The organism is bacterium, assembly GCA_019912885.1.
In the GTDB taxonomy this organism is placed as follows: domain Bacteria; phylum Lernaellota; class Lernaellaia; order JACKCT01; family JACKCT01; genus JAIOHV01.
The window spans coordinates 1-17,256 of record JAIOHV010000027.1; the positions used below are offsets into that span (position 1 = coordinate 1).

At 62.6% G+C, this 17,256-nt stretch carries 14 protein-coding genes; 9 read left to right on the forward strand and 5 right to left on the reverse strand.

Going from position 1 to position 17,256, the window contains the following annotated elements; translation table 11 throughout:
- The 4 genes from K8I61_02020 to K8I61_02035 form a co-directional block, all read left to right on the forward strand.
- Positions 1–1,422, forward strand: a 1,422-nt coding sequence (locus tag K8I61_02020) for a hypothetical protein (GenBank protein ID MBZ0270784.1), incomplete at its 5' end; no start/stop codon positions are given.
- 19 nt (positions 1,423–1,441) lie between these two features.
- Positions 1,442–2,491 (forward strand): hypothetical protein, encoded by a 1,050-nt coding sequence (locus tag K8I61_02025; protein ID MBZ0270785.1) that lies wholly within the window; start codon positions 1,442–1,444, stop codon positions 2,489–2,491.
- A 40-nt stretch (positions 2,492–2,531) separates the two neighbouring features.
- Positions 2,532–3,311 carry a MotA/TolQ/ExbB proton channel family protein gene (locus K8I61_02030; protein MBZ0270786.1) on the forward strand — a complete coding sequence of 260 codons (780 nt, stop codon included), beginning with the start codon at positions 2,532–2,534 and terminating at the stop codon, positions 3,309–3,311.
- 13 nt (positions 3,312–3,324) lie between these two features.
- A complete protein-coding gene (locus K8I61_02035; GenBank protein ID MBZ0270787.1) occupies positions 3,325–3,915 on the forward strand; it encodes a hypothetical protein in 591 nt (196 codons plus the stop codon).
- 283 nt (positions 3,916–4,198) lie between these two features.
- On the opposite strand, the gene K8I61_02040 is transcribed toward K8I61_02035, so the two are convergent.
- The 3 genes from K8I61_02040 to K8I61_02050 all read right to left on the reverse strand — a co-directional run bounded on the left by K8I61_02040 (position 4,199) and on the right by K8I61_02050 (position 7,245).
- Positions 4,199–5,119 carry a hypothetical protein gene (locus tag K8I61_02040; protein MBZ0270788.1) on the reverse strand — a complete coding sequence of 307 codons (921 nt, stop codon included), beginning with the start codon at positions 5,117–5,119 and terminating at the stop codon, positions 4,199–4,201.
- 171 nt (positions 5,120–5,290) lie between these two features.
- Positions 5,291–6,178, reverse strand: coding sequence for a class I SAM-dependent methyltransferase (locus K8I61_02045; protein ID MBZ0270789.1), 888 nt, complete (start codon positions 6,176–6,178; stop codon positions 5,291–5,293).
- Complete coding sequence (locus tag K8I61_02050) at positions 6,178–7,245, reverse strand: prolipoprotein diacylglyceryl transferase (protein ID MBZ0270790.1); 1,068 nt, start codon at positions 7,243–7,245, stop codon at positions 6,178–6,180. The genes K8I61_02045 and K8I61_02050 overlap by 1 nt, the downstream gene beginning before the upstream one ends.
- Before the next feature lie 142 nt (positions 7,246–7,387).
- Here K8I61_02050 and K8I61_02055 point away from each other — a divergent pair, with 142 nt between their 5' ends.
- Genes K8I61_02055 through K8I61_02065 form a run of 3 tightly spaced genes read left to right on the forward strand, consistent with a single transcriptional unit; the run spans position 7,388 to position 11,347 of the window.
- Positions 7,388–9,211, forward strand: a complete 1,824-nt coding sequence (locus K8I61_02055; GenBank protein MBZ0270791.1) for a hypothetical protein — start codon at positions 7,388–7,390, stop codon at positions 9,209–9,211.
- Entirely contained in the window at positions 9,208–9,996 is a 789-nt protein-coding gene (locus tag K8I61_02060; GenBank protein ID MBZ0270792.1) for an alpha/beta fold hydrolase, read from the forward strand. Before K8I61_02055 ends, K8I61_02060 begins: the two co-directional genes overlap by 4 nt.
- The gene (locus K8I61_02065; GenBank protein MBZ0270793.1) at positions 9,980–11,347 is read left to right on the forward strand and encodes an FAD-binding protein; all 1,368 of its coding nucleotides are present in this window, start codon (positions 9,980–9,982) and stop codon (positions 11,345–11,347) included. Before K8I61_02060 ends, K8I61_02065 begins: the two co-directional genes overlap by 17 nt.
- Positions 11,348–11,487: 140 nt before the next feature.
- Here the strand turns inward: K8I61_02065 and K8I61_02070 are convergent, their stop codons facing one another.
- Together K8I61_02070 and K8I61_02075 are read right to left on the reverse strand one after the other, a co-directional pair.
- Positions 11,488–13,650, reverse strand: coding sequence for a diguanylate cyclase (locus K8I61_02070; protein MBZ0270794.1), 2,163 nt, complete (start codon positions 13,648–13,650; stop codon positions 11,488–11,490).
- Positions 13,650–13,964 (reverse strand): septum formation initiator family protein, encoded by a 315-nt coding sequence (locus tag K8I61_02075; GenBank protein MBZ0270795.1) that lies wholly within the window; start codon positions 13,962–13,964, stop codon positions 13,650–13,652. Before K8I61_02075 ends, K8I61_02070 begins: the two co-directional genes overlap by 1 nt.
- A gap of 235 nt (positions 13,965–14,199) precedes the next feature.
- Between K8I61_02075 and K8I61_02080 the strand changes: the two genes are divergently transcribed.
- Together K8I61_02080 and K8I61_02085 are read left to right on the forward strand one after the other, a co-directional pair.
- The gene (locus K8I61_02080) at positions 14,200–15,816 is read left to right on the forward strand and encodes a glycosyltransferase family 39 protein (protein MBZ0270796.1); all 1,617 of its coding nucleotides are present in this window, start codon (positions 14,200–14,202) and stop codon (positions 15,814–15,816) included.
- Positions 15,817–15,923: 107 nt separating this feature from the next.
- The coding region (locus tag K8I61_02085) for a sulfatase (protein MBZ0270797.1) at positions 15,924–17,256 on the forward strand (1,333 nt) is incomplete at its 3' end.

The window sequence follows — 17,256 nt, forward strand, 5'->3', positions numbered from 1 at the left end:
CCCGAATTCGGATCCGGAGGCGGCGCGGGCCTCGACGCCAGCCGCTTCACCTCGATGCTGACGGCGGCGCAGTACCAGCAATTGATTTCGATGTGCGAGCAAAACGAGCTCAAGATCATGGCGCATCCCAATCGCGACGAGATCCTTCAGGCCTGCGGCACCGCGAAGATGAAGGTCTATTCCGAAAACCGTACCGCGGCGGCGCCGCTGGCCGGCGCGATGTCCGATCTCGAATCGTCGCTCAAGTCTCGCTACGACCAGGTCGCTTCGTTCGATCTGGGCAAGAGCCGCCTGCTGTCGCTCGATCAGGTTCCGTCGGATATCGAAAAGCAGGAGGAAGAAAAGCGGGCCGTCCGCGAGATGTGGGACGCCATCGTGCAACAACACGCCATGGAAAATTTCAGCCCCGCGGTTTCCGACCAGATCATCATCTGGGCGATCGGGACGCCCGGCGGCGACGACCCCGGCTTCGTTGACCTGATCATCGACCGCGTCTTCAAGAACGAAGGCAATCGCGGCCGGCAACGCTGGCTCGGCGCGCGCCTTCGCATGCTGACCGACCGCTTCGTCGAGATCGATCCCGCCCAGGGCGAAAACGACGTTCGCGTCCAGAACCTGACGCTGCTCAAGGAATGGATGGTCGAGTTGCAGAAGCTGACCTACTACGACAACAGCGTCATGGTCGGCATGTACAAATACAAGGGCAATCGCGAATCGGAGCTATACGGCTCGGATGCCAATACGGAAAACCACTTCCGCAAGGCCATCTATTATTACGACGAAGGTCGCAACCGCGCCGATACGCCCAAGGCCAAGGCCTCCCTCGATCTCGATATCGCCATGATCTGCAGCCGGTTCCGTTCGGAAAACACCGGCACACTGATCGAGTTCTACAAAAAGGGCTTCCTGCACGCGCGGCGCGGACTGCGTTTCATGCAGGTCGTCAACCAGGTGCGCCCGGAACTCGGCAAGGCCTTCTATCGCTACGACGAGCCGAATCCGGAGATCACCGCCGGCCTTCAGGAGTCCTACGGCCACACACTGACCGGCCTCATCTACAATCTGTATCTCGCCAAGGATTACCGCGGCGTCATCTCGCAGCGCCAGTACACGCTCGACGCGGGCTTCGACTGGGAGAACAAAAGCGAGGTGCTCCTGATCTTCGCCGAATCGGCCAAGGAACTGGCCGCGCAGAGCATCCACAGTGAACTTGAGTACCGGAAATACAAGGAAATGGCGCTTGCGGGCGGGTCTCGTGCGATGAAATTCGTGCTTCGCCAGTATGGCGGCAAGATGCCCCCGCCGGGCGATGCGAACTTCTGCAAGGTTTTCAACGCCTACTGGAACTACCTCGACGGGTTCGGGCAGAAGGTCGAGGCCAAGGCGATGGAAAACAAATTCGGCGCGACGTGCCCGCAATAACGGGCCGGAAGGAATGAGCATGAAAACGAATCGATCCAGGGCTGTCTTCGGGCTTGCCGCCGCGCTCGTCATCGCGCTTGCCGCCTCGCTGGCGATGGCTCAGGAAGAGCCCGTCACCGCGGACGCGGTCAGCACCGCGCCCACCACGCAGCTCGATCCGATCAAGATCGCGTACATGAAGTGGCTCCAGAACGACATCATTCGCAACGTCGAGGAAATCAAGCGCGCTCGCGATCCGTGGGAGCGCCGCGACCTCGTCGAGGACATCGAATACATTATCTGGGAGCGCGTCGAGTTTCCGCTCACCTATCAGCAGGCGGAGATGACCGATCTCGCCGACTTCGGCCGCATCGGCACGACCTCCGACGTCACCGTCGGCAAGGAGTCGGTGCCGGAGGCGCCGCAGATCGCGGTCTCTTATGCGCTTCTGGGGATCGCCAAGGGATACGAGGGCTTCGGCTCCGCGGCGACGGATTACTTCAACAAGGCCAAGGGCATTTACGACCAGGTCATGGGGATCTCCGTGAGCCTCGATCACAGCCGCGACAACCGCCCGCTGTCCGAGTGGATCTCCGCGAGCCGCGGCTACTGGGGAAACAGCTCGACGACGCGCGTCACCTTTTACGGCAAGCGCGTCGCGCAGACCGTCATCGACAAAATGAATACGGACGAAATTGCCTTCGTGCCGAAAGGCCGGCGCGTTTCGCCGTATTCCCTCGAAGTCGCAAAACGCGATTTCGTGCAAGGCATGAAGCGCTACATCATGACCGACGAAACGCAGCGCGAACGCCGCCCGAACACCTTCTCGATCTATCTCGAGCCGGGCGATTACGAATTGCAGTCCCTGGTGTCGAGCGCGTTCACCGTGCCGCTGCGCGTGTCGCGCAACCTGAGCGAAAACAACTTCATCATCGAAACGCTGCAAGACGGCGTGGCGCTCTACGCCATTCCGGATGTCCAGGTTTTCGAGGCCGAGATGAAAAAGGCGATGCAGCGAGCCCAGGAACGGGACGAAGACCAGGCCGCCGCCGGCGAACTGGGCGAGGATGTCGATTTCCCGCTCGAATGAGCGGCCAATAACGCAAACAAATGGGTTCCGCGGAGGGTCAATGAATCCCGATACGACGCGCATGAAACAACGCTTCCAGCAGGCCAACACGTGGCTGATCATCATCCTGCTGGCCGGGTTTCTGGTTTTCAGCATCTTCAATCAGGCGCTGCTGGACTCCGACTGGTTGTCGGCCAAGCTGACGCCCGCGGTCAAGATGCTTGGCTACGTCACGAACTTCCTTTTGTACGCGACGATGATCGTGATGATCGTGAACTACGCGTACGTCAACATGTTCAAGGTCGCGCGCGTCTATTACTACAATGGCGAGCAGCGAGAGCAGCTCGTCAAGCTGCTGAAGGATCCGAACCTTCGCGGCGACTTTTACGCGTTCAAGGAAAAATCGCACGGCATCGTCCACAAGTATCCGAACTATCTATCGGAGATCGTGGCCTCGCTCATTCCGACGGCGCTCGAGCAGCCGTTCGTGCTCGAGCAATACTTCCGCGCCAAGGTCGACAACATCTCCGGGCGTTTCGCCGACCAAATCAACACGATCACGCTGATGTCGAACGTGGCTCCGATTCTCGGCTTCCTGGGCACGCTGCTTGGCCTCATCAAGGCGTTTTACGATTCCGGCGTCGCGATGCAGGTGGCCGGTCAGATGACGCCGGAGGATTTCGCGAAGCTTCAGTCGGCGATCCAGATCGCCATCATCACGAGCCTCTGGGGCGTCGCGATCAAGGTCGTCGGCTCCATCATGCGCCATCACATCACCATTCGCGCCTCGCGCTTCGCTGACGAAGTGGCCGAGATCCCGCGCGAAGTCATGTACTCCTAGGACGGTCCGCGACATGCCGAAGCTCGTCGAAGACGAAGAACTCAACCTCCAGGACCTGATTTTCATCCTGCTGTTCTTCTTCATCATCGCGCAGACGCTCATCGTCTTTAAGCTCGAGAAGGACATGATCGTCCCGCCGAAGGTGGACGAAAAGATCAAGGCCGCGCAAAAGGACGAGGACCTTCAACTCATCACGGTCCTCATCGACCACAAGTCGACGGTGATTTCGCTCGTCGCCAAGGTCGGTCGCGATACCCTCGCCAAGGGCTGGGATGCCCTCGAAAGCGAGGAGGAATACGCGATGTACGCCGATCCCACGAAAGGCAAGGAAGAATTTCTGGAAAGCGAAAAGGCCGAGGCGCACAAGGAGATTCAAAAGAAGATCCTGAAGGTCAAGGAGATGGCCGGTTTCGACAAACCGCAGCTCGGCCTCATTGCCGATCATCGCGCGCGCTACGGCACGATCTTCCAGGTCAATCTGGCGGTATCGAACCTGATCAAGGAAGAGCAGATCAATCCCGCCGTGAAGTGGAAAGTGCGCGAAGAGGGCGCCGGCCACGTGGAAGGCGAAGACGAGTTGCCGTCGCTCCTCGGCACGCCGTAGGCGAACCAGCGATTTCGGAGAACACGGCCCTCCTGGCAAGCCGCCGGGAGGGTTTTCATTTGCAGCGGCGACAGCGTGCTTTGCCGGACGGCGATACGTCCGCTCGCGCGTGCTGCATCGTCCAATAGACGAATAGTTTCATGGACGTCATGAACGCCATGGACATGATGGACGAATTGGACCCATTACGGCTCCGGCGCCCGTGCGTTTCCTCCACACCGGCTCGCCTCGGGGGTGGCGTCGGGTTATCCGCCCCCGTCAGGATTTGATCAAACCAGCCGTTTCAGGGAAGTCCGAGCTCGCGGAAGAAGAAGTTGAAGCCGCCGAATACGCGGAAGATCGGGGTGCCGACGGCATCGGTCAGGCCGCTTGAGGCGCCAAACGTGAGGCGCACCGGATTGTCGGTGAACCACGTCGAACGCAGCGCGCCTAGCGCTTCGGTGTAGGAGCGTGAAAGGTCGGACTCGCCGGAATACATCCGCCAGGCGAGTTCGCCGACGAATTCCAGCCCCCACAAGACGCGGAATGTCAAGCCGGTATTGGCGAGGTATTCGTCGCCGGACGGAATGTCGAACAGGCCGCCGTCGATGCCGTCGGGATAAATCTTGTAGCCGAGGTTCAGGACGTAGGTGTACCACTCGTTTCCGAAATCGAAGATGACGCGTGGCATGACCGTCATCTGCTCGTCGGAAATGAACGCAATCTCGTCACCATTGCCGAGTCCCGCTTCCGCGAGCACGGCAATGCCGATCCCGTCCGTGCGGCGGTTCGTGATGATGCCTTTGACGGACGCGCGCGCGTCCCCGGTGCCGCTGTCACCCCACTTGTAGATTTCCTGGTAGGTCTGGTTGAAGCTGCGGTTCGGGATGAAAACGTAGGAGCCGGAGATGTTCAGGGCGTCCCAGAGCCCGACGCCGAACATCGCGTTCACGCCGGTCTGATTGTAAATGACCGTGTGCGTCACGTCTTGCGGATCGGTGTATTCCATCGGCCGATGGGCGTAATCCGCGAGCGCGCCGATGTGGAAGCCGATGTGCCCGATCGGCTCGGAACCCCACGCCAGGATGAGCCCGGAGCCGTCGGTGGGCGGCTGGAAGTAGTGAAGATTCTTGTCGTAAACGTGTCGGCTCGCGGAAAGGTTGTCTTCCACGTCCTGGGCCAGGGCGGCCGACGCCGTCAACGAGACCGCCATGACGATCATCATCGCGCGTCGCATGGCGCGACGGGCGCGCGCAAGAGCATTCATGGGCACGTCGGCTCGTTCCTTTCGATTCAATTTCGGATGGGTCGAGCGCCCACGACGCCCTCGGTCACGAATCCGCCGGAAACGTCGCGGGAAAGCGGCGCTTAACTTACCGGAATCGTTGCGTTGACGTCAACCGCGCGGCGCGCCTTCGGAGGCGTTTTTCGGGGTATTTTCCGCGGCGGCGCCGGGCTTGCGGTAAACGACCAGATACCCCACCTCGAAAAACGGCAGAACGCGGTCCACGGCGTCCGAGGCGGCGAGCAACGCGTGGTGGATCGCGCGGCCCGCGGGGTGGCGTACGTGATGCTCCCCCATGTGGTCGAGCCAGTTCGCAAGTCGCGCATGCCGCGCCCGCGCGCGCTCGCGGTTCATCCCGTGGATAAGATAGAGAAGGGTCTTGCCGCCAAGGCGGATCGCATGCGCGGGAATAAACCACAGGAAGTGAAACAGCCAGCTCGCCGCGCCGCAAACCTTCGCGCACTTCACGGTTTCAAGCCCCGCCTGCCGTCCCATCTCACGGATGCGGCCGGGGCCGTAGCGGCGAAATCCGTGCTTGCCGTAGAGCGGATAGGAATAGTGCGAGGGAATCGCGATGAGCGCCTTCGCGCCAGGATTCATGATCTTCGCGACGCCGTTCGTGACGGTCTGGTCGTCCTCGAAATGCTCCCACGCGGTCACCGAAAGGACGAAGTCGAATCGGTCGGGCAGCTCGCCGATCTTGTGCGCGTCCAGGGCGAGGATGCGCGCCGCGAACCGGTTTTCAAGCTCGAAACCGTCGAGCGTGTGCGGCTCGATATCGACGCCCGTGTATGTCCCCGAAATGCCCGCCTCGACGAAAAAGTGGGAGTAACGGCCGGAACCGCAACCGACATCGAGCACGTCGGCGACCGGCGGGCAATGACGTCGGACCGCCTCGGGGATCATGCGCGTCAGGCGATAGCGGAACGGGGATCCCCAGTTGGCTTCCTCGGCCTTTTTCCGGGCGGCTCCGACGGCCTGCTCGTAGGTGACCGCCATCAGGCGCGCGACGCGGCCGCACGAGCCGCGGCCGGGACGGGCGCTTCCGTGACTGCCGGGATCTTGCGGACATGGCAAAAGGCCAATAGCACCGCGCCTAACGCGAAGATGACGATGCTGATGAACTGGCTCGTGGACAAGACGCCCACGGTGCCGCGCAGCAGATCGCCGCGCGTCATTTCGACGAGGTAGCGATTGAAGGCGTACATCATCATCATGATCGCCCAGCTCTGACCGACGTATTTGCGCCGCGAGCGGAACGCCATCAACACACCGAATATCAGGAGACCGTTGATGGCCTCGTAGAGCTGCGACGGATGCAGATAGACCTCCGCGCCGAAAAATTTCGTGCCGGGGTGATCGAGCGGGAAATGCACGCCCCACGCGGCGTTTGTCGGCCCTCCGTAGCAGCAGCCGTTCAAAAAGCACCCGAAGCCCCGATGGATCGCAAGGCCAAGACCCGTGTATGGCGAAACGAGATCGCCATAACGCAAAAAGCCTTCCTTGCGGACGAACTTCAGGTAGATCCCGGTGGCGATCGCCGCGCCGATGGCGCCGCCGTAAAAAACCAGGCCGCCTTCCCAAAAACGGATCAGTCCCAAAAGGTCGTTGGTATATTTTTCCCACTGCGTGATAACGAAAAGCACCCGGCCGCCGACCAGCGTGCCGACGATCGTCAGAAGCGCCACGTTGACGGTGGTGTCCTGCGACAACCCTTCCTTGGGCGCGCGCCGGTACATCAGCGGAATGCAGATGCCGAACGCCGACGCCATGGCGATGCCGTAACTGCGTATGGGGTATATCCCCCGGCCGCCGGTGAAAAACGAGAGCGCAAGATCCCAGTCAACGCCGGCGTCGCCCCCGAAAATCTTGTTTGCATACGCCAGCATGTAGGCGAGCCATCCGATGCCCGCGGTTCCGGCCAGAAGGATGACGCACGCGATCACGAGATCGCGCGTCGTGCGGAAGGATCGGCGCTGGACGAAAAACATCCAGAAAAACGTGAACAGGAAGCCGGCCAGCCAGGCCGCCTGATTGTCCCGAAGCTCAAGAAGAACGCGAAGCAAGGAATTCGACTCCCGTGCGCCGGGATTGGCGCGGCGGCTAGTCTAACAAAGCGCGACTCGAACACAAAGGCGCTCGCGCGGTTGCGGAGCGCGCGGGGCCGCCGCTATCATGACGAGCCTGATTTCCCCGGAGCGTTTTCTCATGCGAATCGCGATGATGGCCGTTTTTCTTTCCATCCTTTGCGGCTGTACGGGCGCGGCGCACGCCGAGCCCGAGGAGCGTTTTGCGGATTTCGGCACGGGCGACGATTTCAGCGCCGGACAACCGATCCACATCGATCCCGACAGCCCCTGGTTCTGGGGTTCGGACGCGGACGGCGGATTCGCGATCTGGGAAAACGCGGAGCGATTCTACTGGGCCACCAAACCGGTGGATCCGTCCGGCTACACCAACGCGCGCCTCTTGCAGCACCATCACGACGGCGCGTTCCGCGTGCGCGCGTTCCAGACCGGCATCGATGAGCGCGCCACGCTTGCGATCCGCTACAAGGACAACTTGCTGGCGCCGGTCGGCATCTATACGAAGGGCACGATCGGCAAGAAGAAAATCGGCGAGATCGGCGGCGCTTTCGATCACCGGTGGAAGACCGCGGTGCTGGCGATCGAGCGCGGCGATCTGCCGGAAAAGGGCGGTTTCTACAATTTTCGCATCGCCGAGAGCGACTACGGCGGCATGCGCGGGTTTTTGTATATCGACTGGATCCGGCTGCTCAATCACGGCGGCTTCGCGCCGCCGCACGATACGGACGGCTACTGGCCCGCGCCGCCGGGGACCGATCTTGGCGCGTTCCCGACGCACATGAAATTCCGGGCCGACGGCGAGCCCACGTTCGTCGTCGGCGTGATGGTCAAGGGCATGCGCGTGGGCTCGTGGAAGGCGTATGCCGCCGCGGGCGTCAATCACATCGACTTGCAATCGTGGGAGCTGGAGTGGCTGAAATCGAAGAAGGGCCTCTACGCTGACGAACGCTTTGCCGACCGCGCGCGATTCGGGTTTCCCGACTGGGTTTCATTTTGCCGCGAGGCGAACATCGGATGCAGCGCGCAGTTTTTCACCGATACGCGTGCGTGGTGGCTGCAAAAGGCGTACAAGGGCGAATACGACATGCTCGCCACGCTCGAGTCGGTCGTGCGTGCGTACAAGGACGAACCGGCCAATCGACTGTGGTATCCCGTCGACGAGCCGGATCACGATGACGCAACGTGGGGTGAACCGCCGGAGTTCGTCGGCGAGCTCGCCAGAAGTATTCGCGAACACGACAGGGCGACGCCGATCCTTGTCAACTTCCAGGCGTGGAAACCGGACGTTTATCGCCTTTATGAGCACGGTTTCGACATCGCCGCGTTCGATGTCTATCCGCTTGGCGCCGGCCGGCCGATCATCGAGATCGCCCAGCGTCTGGACGATCTTCGCGAGCAGGTGGGCGAACGCAAGGGGCGCTACGCCATCGTCGAGGCGCACGACGGGGCGAATTTCGACAAGACCAAACGGCAGCTCGCCGCGCTCGAGGTCGTCGCACAGGGGTATCTGTCCATCACGCACGGCGCTCACGGGGTGATTTACTTCATCGACAAGGAAGGTACGTACATCGATCCTGCCGACATGCCGATGCCCTTCGCCGGAATCAAGCAATTCGCAACGGAAATCACCAACAGGGAAAACGGGCTGATGCCGTTTCTCGTACCGCCCGCGGAGGAAATCGCCCGCACCGGCGCGCCCGGCGGCGTCAAACTCAACGACGGCGGCGTGCATTTCACCCTGCGAAAACGTCCCGATGGGACGCACGCCCTCATCGCGCAAAATGTCACGGCCAAACCGATCCAGGCTCGCTTCGAGATTCCCGGTTTGGCCGCGGGCAAGACCGTGGAAATCCGCTTTGAGGACCGCGAATTGAAAGCGTCGGGCGGGGCGATCGCCGATACCATTCCGCCGCTCTCGCGGCGCGTTTACGTGTTCGGTCCATGACGGAATTGACCAGACGATTCGAGGAGGCGACCGGCATTGCTTCGCGCGTGCGCAACGCGGAAGCGAGCGGGCGGCCGATCCTTCTTCTGCACGGCGCGGGCGGAAACAAGCTCGCATGGCTGACGCTCTCGCGGCATCTCGCCGAAAACCTGCCGGACAGGCCGATCGAGTTTCTCGATCTTCCCGGCCACGGCGAATCGCGCCTGCCCGGGCAACGCACGATTGCCGGATACGCCGCGTCTCTACTGGAATTTCTCGACGCGCGAGGGATGGACCGCGTCGATCTCGTTGGCCATTCGATGGGCGGCGCAATCGCGCTGACACTCGCGCTCGATTTTCCCGACCGCGTCGGCAAGGTGGCCGCCGTCGCGAGCGGGTATCGCCTGTCCACCGCGCCGATGATCGTGGAGGCGTTTGTCGCGGATCGCGAGCAGGCGCTCACCTACGTGCGCGAATTTTCCTTTTCGAAGGGCGCTGACGAAAACGTCGTGGACGCGATGCTGGCGGGCATGCGGGAGTGCGATCCGGACACGCTCGTCAACGATTTCCGGGCGACGGGCGAGTTCGACATCCACGAACGCGTCGGCGCGCTTGTACCGCCGCTTGCGGTTTTCGTCGGCGAAAAGGACATGCTGACAAGCGCGGGGCGCAATCGCGCGCTGGCCGAGGCGGTCGAGGGCGCGCAATTCAAGATGTATCCCGGCGCCGGACATATGGTGACGATGGAGCGCCCCCGGGAGCTTGCGCGCGATCTCGCGGAGTTTTTACGTGACGCTGCTTCGTGATCGTCTTGCCGAGGCGGTTGGCGGCGCGAACGTCCTTACGACGCCCGACGCACTTGCTCCCTTCGCCGAGGACGCGAAGTTTCGAGGGCAGCCCCCGGTTCTTGCCGTGCGCGCCGGATCGATCGACGACGTTGCGCGCGTCGTCGGGATCGCGCGCGACGCGAAAACGCCCGTCATCCCGCGCGGCGCGGGCACGGGCGTCGTCGGCGGCGCCGTGCCGGAATCGCCCGTCATCGTCCTGGATTTGTCGCGCATGACGCGCATCCACGACTTCCACCCGCGCGACATGACCGTCGGGGCTGAGGCCGGCGTCATCACCGGCGATCTGCATCGCTTCGTCGAGGCCCGGGGTCTTTTTTATCCACCGGATCCCGCGTCCGCGGATAGCTGCTCCATCGGCGGAAACGCGGCGACAAACGCCGGCGGCCTGCGCGCTCTCAAATACGGCGTGACGGGCAATTACGTCCTGGCGATGACGGTCGTGCTGGCGAACGGCGAAGCGATCCGCGTCGGCGGCGACACGCGCAAGCAGGCGGTCGGTTACGATCTTCGACATCTGTTCGTCGGCAGCGAGGGGACGCTGGGCGTGATTTGCGACCTGACGCTGCGCCTTGTCCGCAAGCCTGACGCGCACCGCGCGCTCGTCGCGTCATTCGCCGATATCGCGTCCGCGCTAGGCGGCGTCGCGCGCGTGCTGGAGAGCGATGTTCTGCCCGCCGCGCTCGAGTTGGTCGACGAGCCGTGCGTTCGCGCGGTGGAGCGCGTCAAGGGGATTTCGCTTCCGTACGCCGCGCCCTACCTGCTCGTCGAAGTGGACGGCCGCGAGGAAAACGTGCGGGATGACATCGAGCGGCTCGGCGTTCTGTTGGAGCAAGCCGGCGCGACGGCGCATCTGGCGATGGACGAATCGCAGCGCGAGCGGCTCTGGAGCGTGCGTCGCGCGGTGAGCGAATCGCTATCGGCCACCGCGCCAAAAAAACTCGCGGATGACATCACCGTGCCGCTATCGGCGATCGCCGATCTGATTCTCGGCGCAAGGAAAATCGGGGAGGCGAGGGGGCTTTCCGCCGTGTGTTACGGCCACGCGGGCGACGGCAACGTGCACGTCAACGTCCTGTATGACCCGGAAACGCCCGGCGAAAAGGACGCCGTGCATGCGTTTCGCGAGGATCTTTTCGAGTTGACGTGGAAGCTTCGCGGCACGATCTCCGGCGAGCACGGCGTCGGCATTTCCAAGCGCCCCTACTTTGCGCGCGAGCTTTCTCCCGGCGTCGTTAACGCGCACCGCGCGATCAAGCGCGCGCTCGACCCGAACAATATCCTGAACCCCGGGAAGATCTGGGAAGGATGAAATGAAGACGCGCGGTTCGTATCCGGGTACACCAGCCTCGCGGACCTGCTCCCTTACGGTCGCGGCTCCTATCCGGGTACACCTAAAATCGAATCTGCGTAATCTGCGTAATCTGCGGATAGGTATATCGGCGTAGGTGATCAGGCGTTCGAGGCGTTCGCCGGCGGCAAGGCGGGCGCGTCGGGTACGTCGCCGATCCACGACACACGGTTTCGCCCGGTCTCCTTCGAGTGGTAGAGCGCGCGGTCCGCGGCGTCGATGAGCGCACGTGCGTCGCGCGCGTCCTCGGGCATGCCGGCGATACCGATGCTGATCGTGATCGAAAAGGCGCCATTTTCGTTGTCGATCCGGATCTTCGCGATGCGTTCGCGCAACCGATCGGCGAACTTGCGCGCGCCGGCGATGCGCGTGTTGGACAGAACGAGCGCGAATTCCTCGCCGCCGTACCGCGCGGCGACATCGATGTCGCGCATCGCGTTTGAAAGCTCTTCGGCCATGCGCTTGAGCACCACGTCGCCGACGGGATGCCCGTAGCGGTCGTTGATGCCCTTGAACTTGTCGATATCGAGAAGGAGAAGGCTGACCGGCGTGCCGGTGCGGCGGAAGCGTGCGACCTCGGTGTCGAGCCGATAGCGGAAGTGCCGGCGGTTCGGAAGCGACGTCAGGCTGTCGGTCGTCGCGAGCAGCGCGAGTTGCTTGTAAACGCGCGCGCTGTCGATGCTTGTCGCGGCATGCACGGCAAGAGCCTCGAGCAGCTTTTCATCGTAAGCCGAAAACGCCTCTTCCTCCTTCCAGAGGAAGGTCAGGGTGCCGATGACGCGATCGCGCGAGGTGAGCGGCAAAATCAAAACGCTCTCGTAACCCTTGAGGCGGAAGTCGGGATGAATCACCGGGCGGTTGATATCGCGCGCGCGGTGAAACGCAAGATGCCGTTGCGATTCGACCACCCAGCCCGCCAAGGATTCCAGGGCGGCGAATTCGACGCCGACCCATCGCTCCGGCAGTCCGGAAACCGCGGCCACGGAACCCTTGCGCGTTTCCGGATCCCAGAATGTGACGATCGCGCCGTCGTAAGGGAAAACGCGGCGGCCCGCCTCGAAGATCAAGGCGAGGACATCCTGCAGATTGTTGGTCGTCGCGAATCGCTTGGCAACGTCGTAATACGCCGCGAATTCGGCGCGCTCGCGATCGAGCTCCGCCATGTCCTGCGCGGCCTCGAACTGCGCGGCGAGAAGACGCGCGACGCGGGCGATGAGCGTTTCGGAAGCGGCGCCGAAAGCGTCTTCCGTGCCGCTGTCCGCGACGATGACGCCGATGGCCTTGCCCCCGGCGCGCACCGGCTGCAAAACGCACGAGCGCACGTGCGTCCTTTTGCGGCGATACTCGAGTGCGCCGGCGTTGCGCCGCATGTGCCGGACGATGACCGCGCGATCCTGATTCATGGCGACGCCGGCTAGCGTGCCCTCGAGCGGCACGATCGCGTCCTCGTCGAGCTCGTCCGGCGGGCCCGCGAGGCCGCGGACGCGAAGAAGGGCGCCGTATTCGTCGATGAATAGCGCCACGCACGCGTCGGCGTTCAATCCCAGGCGAGTGACTTCCATGAGATCGCCGATCGACGCATCGAGCCGGCGCGCATGGCGGATCTCCGTTTCGTCGGCCGTTTCCTTGAGAATCGCGACGCGCTCGTCGGAAGTCGGCTCGCCAAGCGATCGTGCATCGGCGATGAGGCGGTCGAGTTTGCTGACCGCTTTATCGCGCGCGCGGCGCTCGGTGAACAAAAACAGGCCGATGATGACGACAAAACTGACGCCCATCCCGCCGTGAAGGATCCCCTGCGTGTAAATCAGGGGCGCGGGCGATCCCTCGATGACCATGCCGACCATCTCGACGGCGGGCAAAAGCATGGCATAGACAAGGGCGATCCGCGCGCCGAGATAGATGACGAAAAGCGAGAGGAACAGATAGTTCAGCGGATAGAAATAATTCTGGAGATCGCCGGAAAGCTGCACGATGACGTTGGTCGCCGCGAGGATCAGAAACGAGGTGTCCGCCTGTTCGAGAAACGACAGATTCGCGTCTTCGGACTCGGGCGGCCGCTTTTCGGTTCGCGAGCGGAGGAAGCCGCCCAGGCGAAGCACGAGATACGCCAGTAGCAGCACTAGGATCCAGATGCGGAAATTCGAATGCGCCCGGGGCCGCAGGATAAGGTCGGGCTGGAACTGGCGGAGCGTCAAAAGGGCGAAAATCGCCATCGCCACGATGAAGGTGTTGTAGCGGCGAACGAAACGGCCGGCGGCGGCCATCAGGACGTCCCCGGATCGACCTCGCGCGCGGGGGTGAACAGGAAGACGGTTTCCTCGGCGTGAACCATGCCAAGAGACTGCCGGATTTCCTGCTCGATCGCCGCGTCGCTCGTGCGAAGCCGCTCGGTGCGCCACGTGAGATCGCCGATCTCGCGTTCGAGCGCGACGATATCCTGGTCCAGCCGCGCCTTTTCCTGTTCGAGCCTGTGCACTTTGTAAAGCCCGGAATCGGAGAAGGCGAGGTACCAGAGCGCAAGGAGGAAGTAAGCCGCGACGAGCGCCTTGCGGAAATGGTCCTTGACGAATGTCCGCATGATGGCGTCGGCACGCCTCCGTATGTGGAAATACCCGGTCATGTCATCGGCATCCTGTGAGGCGGAGTTTAGCAAAAAGTGCAAAAAAAATCGCGAGCCTCCTCCTTTTCCGCGACAATTTTTCGACTTCGTACCGGGCGGGCTCAGGCGTCGCCCGCCGCGCCTTGACTTGCCCCGGAACGATCGTCACAAATACGCACCCCGCGCCCTCGCGCGGCCGGGATAAGGAGAGCCGTTGCCGACCGTCGTCACACCCGAATGGAGGGATCCCGAACGCCGGATCCTTCGCCGAAACCTCTGGTTCGCCGGCTTTGTCGTGGCATGGACGCTCGTCGTCTACAAGGACATTTACAAGGCGAGGTTTTTCCTCGACGACTACCTGCATCTGCACCTGATTTCACGCGTCACGAATCTTCTGCGCCCGTTCGGCGAGGACATCATGCTCGGTGCGTTTTTCCGCCCGGGCGTCTTCCCGCTCTGGAAGCTGAACTGGCTCATCGGGGGCAACGACCCCGCCGTCTATTACGCCGTCAACATCGGGCTTCTGGCCGTCAGCGTCTTCCTGGTCATGCAGGTGATGCAGCACCTGACCGGCAACAAGGGCGTCGCCGCGTGGACCGCGCTGCTTTTCGCGGTCAGCCCGGTGACGGCGATCGGCATTCTGTGGCTCTCCAACCGATTCGACGTCCTTGGTTCGCTGTGTTTCCTGCTGTCGCTGCTCACGTTCCTTCGCTACCTTCGTTTTCACCGCCGAGGCGATCTGATGATCTCGCTCGTGGTCGGCGTCTACGGATATTTTTGCAAGGAAATCACGATCGTATTGCCGGCCGTGCTCGCCCTGTCGGGCGCGTTCATGTTTCATTATCGCGGCACGCTCACGGCGCCGATCGCGCGCCGTATCGCGGGATTGACGATCCCCTATGTCGTCGCGGCGGCTGTCTTCATGTTCTGGCGATACGCGCTGCTCGGTTCGATGGGCGGCTATTCCGGCGAGGCACGCGTCGATCTGACGCCCGGTTACATCGTGCGGCTTCTCGCGTCGTTCGGCGACTACGTCTGGATCTTCTCGTCGCCGTGGATCGCCGCCGGCGTCCTTTTCGCGTTCGTCCTGCTTTACGCGCGGCGCGATTTCTTCGCGCGCAACCAACTTCTGTTCTTCGGCTTGCTTTTCACACTTGTTTGCTCGGCGCCGCTGGCGATGGTCGTCAAGGTCGAGCGCGTCATGCTTTATCAGACACCGCGCTTTTTTTACCTGCCGGGCATCGGCCTTGCGATCCTGACCGCCGCCGTCTATGACCCGCGCGCGGGACGCGCGCGCCGCGTCGTCGCGTCGATTTTTCTTGGCGCGATGGTCCTGTTTTTTTCGGTTAACTCGTTTCTCGTCACCTATCACACCAAGGAAAAGACGGCGCGCACCGAACGCGCGATGGAAGACATTCACGCATTCCTCGAGGAGAAATTGCCGGCGGACGCCGAGGCTCCCGTCATTTATGCCTGCCGCCGCGGGCTGGACGTGGCGCTCGACGCCGCCTTGAAGGCGATGCATCCGGAGTACCTGGATCGCGCGTATCTCCTGAACTGCGGCCTGCAGACGCAAATCATCGCGCCGGACCTGCTGTACGAAAGGCGCAAGGACGAACTCAACTTTCCCCCGACGTTCGCGAAAAATCCGTCCCACTTCCAGGGTGTGTACTACGGTGTCGTGCAGGCCGCGCCGGTCGAAATCCTGAAAAACATCGCGCAATCGCAGGACTTTCGCGCGCTCTACCGCAACCGCCGCGGCGAGATCACCTGGGTCGATCCCGACGAATTGCGCCGCCAGATGGAAACCATGGGCGTGCGTTTCGAATGAGGCGAAAACGTCGATTCGCATTTCGCGCGGGGCGGCCGGCCGCGGCGCTCGCACTGACTTTTGCGCTCGCGGCTAGCGCGTGCAGCCGCGCGGAGAGCGCGTCGAGCGTGATTTTGATCTCGATCGACGGGCTGCGCGCCGATCATCTCGCGGCGTACGGCTACTCCGAACGCACCGCGCCGGTGTTCTCGTTCATCGCCGGAAAGGCGGCCCGATTCGCGAACGCCTACACCACGGCGCCATGGACGCTACCCGCCTACGTGTCGATGCTTTCGGGATTGTATCCCGCGGATCACGGCGCGGTTCGCGATGACACGTTTCCGAAAATGGGCGTCACGCTCATCGCCGAACGGCTGCGCGAAGCGGGTTTCAAGACGGCGGCCTTCGTCACGAATCCGTATCTCACCAAGCAGCGCGGCTTCGGCCAGGGATTCGACAGCTTCGTCGTTGTGCCCGGCGGCGACAGCAGCGCCGCGGCCGAAAAGGCGGCGGCCTGGCTCGAAAACAACGCGACCTCCCGCGTGTTCCTGTTCGTTCAATTCTCCGATCCGCTGCCGCCGTTCGCGCCGGCGCCGGAGCGCGTGGCGAAATTTTATCCGCCGAATCTTCCGCCGTATCGCGGCGGGCCGATGGACCTGCTCGACATCGTCGACGACTGGCCAAAGGAGGAGGCGAAGCGGCACCGCCGCGGTGTCATCGCGCTCTACGACGCGGAAATCAATGCGGCGGACGCCGCGCTTGGCGCGCTCTATCAAACCATTCAGGAACGGCGCCTCGATCGCACCGCGACGACCATCGTTACTTCGCCGCACGGCATGGCCTTCATGGAGCACGGTCTCATCGGTTACGGAACCGATCTGCACGACGAGCAGGTGCGCGTGCCGCTTGCGGTCATGACGCCCGGCCACGAGGACGCGCATGCGCGTATCGTGGAGCGCGTTTCGATTGTCGATATCGCGCCGACCCTTTTCGACGCGGCGGGATTTGAGATTCCCGAGGGGCTGCCCGGCGCATCGATTTTGCCTCTGATCCGAAGGGGAAAGGACGACGCCGGCGCGATCGCCGCCTTTCGCGGGCGTCCGATCTTCATGGAAACGACGGTGCGCGGACCTGATCGTATCGCGGTCGTTCGCGGCGACGAGAAATACATCGCGTCGCCCGAATTTGCGATCGGCGGCGCGAATTTCGGTGATCGCCTCTACGATCTTCTCTCCGACCCCGCGGAGGGAACAAACCGGCTGGACGCGGATCCCGGCGCATCGCAATCGTTTGAACGCGAGCTCGAAATTTCGGGGCGCTACCGGAAGCGGCGGGTGTGGTCCGTGCGTTTCGGGGGCAACGACGGCGGCCTGTTCACCGGCGTCGTCAAATCCGCGGGGCGATTCATCGAGGTTTACAAGGACAAAACCATCGTGCGCCGCGCCGGACAAAGGCGTCAAT

What these genes read in the sequence shown, in the direction of transcription:
- K8I61_02045 (MBZ0270789.1), bottom strand. Translation starts at nt 6,178, where the DNA reads ATGGCGGTCACCTACGAGCAGGCCGTCGGAGCCGCCCGGAAAAAGGCC.
- K8I61_02060 (MBZ0270792.1), top strand. Translation starts at nt 9,208, where the DNA reads ATGACGGAATTGACCAGACGATTCGAGGAGGCGACCGGCATTGCTTCG.
- K8I61_02025 (MBZ0270785.1), top strand. Translation starts at nt 1,442, where the DNA reads ATGAAAACGAATCGATCCAGGGCTGTCTTCGGGCTTGCCGCCGCGCTC.
- K8I61_02040 (MBZ0270788.1), bottom strand. Translation starts at nt 5,119, where the DNA reads ATGATGATCGTCATGGCGGTCTCGTTGACGGCGTCGGCCGCCCTGGCC.
- K8I61_02030 (MBZ0270786.1), top strand. Translation starts at nt 2,532, where the DNA reads ATGAATCCCGATACGACGCGCATGAAACAACGCTTCCAGCAGGCCAAC.
- K8I61_02075 (MBZ0270795.1), bottom strand. Translation starts at nt 13,964, where the DNA reads ATGCGGACATTCGTCAAGGACCATTTCCGCAAGGCGCTCGTCGCGGCT.
- K8I61_02070 (MBZ0270794.1), bottom strand. Translation starts at nt 13,650, where the DNA reads ATGGCCGCCGCCGGCCGTTTCGTTCGCCGCTACAACACCTTCATCGTG.
- K8I61_02035 (MBZ0270787.1), top strand. Translation starts at nt 3,325, where the DNA reads ATGCCGAAGCTCGTCGAAGACGAAGAACTCAACCTCCAGGACCTGATT.
- K8I61_02055 (MBZ0270791.1), top strand. Translation starts at nt 7,388, where the DNA reads ATGCGAATCGCGATGATGGCCGTTTTTCTTTCCATCCTTTGCGGCTGT.